Source organism: Stenotrophomonas sp. S39, assembly GCF_016624665.1.
GTDB lineage: Bacteria > Pseudomonadota > Gammaproteobacteria > Xanthomonadales > Xanthomonadaceae > Stenotrophomonas.
The window spans coordinates 1-2039 of the sequence record NZ_JACVTT010000189.1 but is presented as its reverse complement, the minus strand read 5'-3'; the positions used below and the strand labels follow the sequence as shown (position 1 = coordinate 2039).

The window sequence follows — 2039 nt, the reverse complement described above, 5'->3', positions numbered from 1 at the left end:
ACCATGTTGAGGCCATCGGCCGAAGACCCCGGATAGGCGAGCCAGGTTCCCTGCGAATCTGGTATCAGTGCAGGATTCGTACGGAACGCCTGCGCGCAGTGTCCGTGGATGTAGGCGGCTGATACTTCCTGCGGAGCACTGGGATGCTGCCAGTCGTCGTATAGGCGGCTGTAGAGCGCCGGGCACAGTGCGTCATCCTCAATGACCATTGCGTAACGCGATGTAGCAGTCACACGCTCATTGATGTTGAAATCTCTCTCTGCGCGCAACGCAGGCGTGGGTGGCACATGATAGTAGATGCGCGATCGAGGCCACAGGAGCACACCTGACAATGGAATCTCCATCATCTGTTCGCCGATGGCGTTGACATCATTGGATCCAATCACAGTTCCGTGCTGATCAAACCTGCCGCTCCGTGACGACGGAGCGCCCACGCTGGGGTTTCACGTTGGGTTCGTCGCGCTTGCCGTCAGGGGCTGGGACGGGGCGAGCTGCGGGCAAATACCACGCTGACGCGGACCCGGATGGGCATGGCATGGCCATCTGAGGCGGTGGGCTCGAACCGCCATTGTTTGACCGCCGCAAGTGTTTCGCGGTCGAGATCGCGCAGGCGGCTGGAGACGGCGATGGACACGTTCTGCACCTCCCCATTGCCCGCCAGGTCGGCAAACACCACCACTTCTGAAGGGGAGGGGGAGAGGACGTCTGGCGGAATGCGGGGTGGGGGCGCATACAGCGCCTTGGGTGCCTGGAGCGATGCCCTTCCGGGGTTGTCACCCGCTTCCACCACCACGCTCGTCGAAACACTTGGATCTGCGGTAGCGGTGAAAGCGGGTTGCGCCAGGGCACACATCAAGGCCAGTGTGTGTTGCCATCGTTCCATTGCTGGTTTCCAGTCAGTGAAGCTGAGCATCATGACTACTGGGCGGTTGGGGCTGTCCCTTTATCAGCGCGGCGCCACTGGACCGCCTCTGACTCCCAGGACCCCCGCAGCCGTCAGCTGTGCGGCTTGCCGGACAACGTACGCTGCCACGCCACGAAGTCAGCAGTGTCGGGAAGTTTGACACTGCTCCACACATCAAGCCGTTTCGCCAGCTCGGCATCGGTGAGGAAGCGCTGTTCGGGGAGCAGCCCCAACTGCATGCACCGGATCGTCGCGGTGATGTCGTTACGCAACTTTTCTTCGATCTCAGAAGCCAGATCGTGCAGCGAAACCCCATCATCGTAGCGGTACACGCCGCCGTGCCAACGGCCTTCCATCATCGAGTAGCTCAACACCTCCCGCCTTTTACGGCTACTTTCGATGAAGTTGGTTGCGCCTGCCACGCGGTGGTAGTAATACGAGTCGATGCGGTACGGCTCATGGTCACCCACGAAGAACTCGGGGATGGCGAAGATCATCCGGCTCAGCTGATCGTCAGAAACCGTCGCCGGCAGAGTTACGCGCGCCATCACGGCCCCAACGCTTTCCGGGAAGGGATCGCCGGATCCCAGCTTCCTCCAGTTGAAACTGATGTCGACTTTGAGGCCATCGTTGGACAGAGCGTTTGCACGCTCGACGAGCGATTGGACATGGGCGCGGATGTTCTCACTGAGCGTGAGACCGGCACCCTCGATCAGCCCTGCGTAAGCACCCATCAGATCAGGCGGCAGGCGTACGCTCAAAGCGCGTTTTTGTGTTGCGTTGTTCATTTTCAATCTCCTGTGTCAGCCCGGGGTTGGGCGTGGTGAAATCATATCTCAACGTATGTCGAAAGCAAGTGTCACCCACTATATTTGGTGTGACGCTATGGGCTTCGTTCAGGAAGTTGATTGTTCTTCTGCGGGGAGTGGGCCGGCGACGTGGTCTGTGGCCGGTGCTCATTTGTGCATGCATCCGACGCCAGCATTGGCCTACCCAGTGGTGACAGCGCTCATCTCGACGCCCCCCACCTGCTACCATGCCGCCGCTACCCAGCCAGCCCGCCCTGCGCAGACAGTTGCAGGGCGGGCCGTCGCAGAACGGCCCAGCGAGCCAGGACACCCTCCCGTGCCCTTTC

General features: G+C 60.7%; 3 protein-coding genes. All 3 read right to left on the bottom strand.

Annotated features, from left to right (window positions below):
• Nucleotides 1-386: hypothetical protein (locus tag IAE41_RS22595; protein ID WP_234458975.1), on the bottom strand; the 386-nt coding region annotated here is incomplete at its 3' end.
• An 83-nt stretch (nucleotides 387-469) separates the two neighbouring features.
• Nucleotides 470-913, bottom strand: coding sequence for a TonB family protein (locus IAE41_RS22205; protein ID WP_200734596.1), 444 nt, complete (start codon nucleotides 911-913; stop codon nucleotides 470-472).
• An 83-nt stretch (nucleotides 914-996) separates the two neighbouring features.
• On the bottom strand, nucleotides 997-1692 hold the full coding sequence (locus tag IAE41_RS22200) for a hypothetical protein (RefSeq protein WP_200734595.1): 696 nt from the start codon (nucleotides 1690-1692) through the stop codon (nucleotides 997-999).
• Nucleotides 1693-2039: the final 347 nt, after the last annotated feature.

Excerpts from the sequence above, each read along its gene's own strand:
- IAE41_RS22205 (WP_200734596.1), bottom strand. The coding sequence starts at position 913 with ATGCTCAGCTTCACTGACTGGAAACCAGCAATGGAACGATGGCAACAC.
- IAE41_RS22200 (WP_200734595.1), bottom strand. The coding sequence starts at position 1,692 with ATGAACAACGCAACACAAAAACGCGCTTTGAGCGTACGCCTGCCGCCT.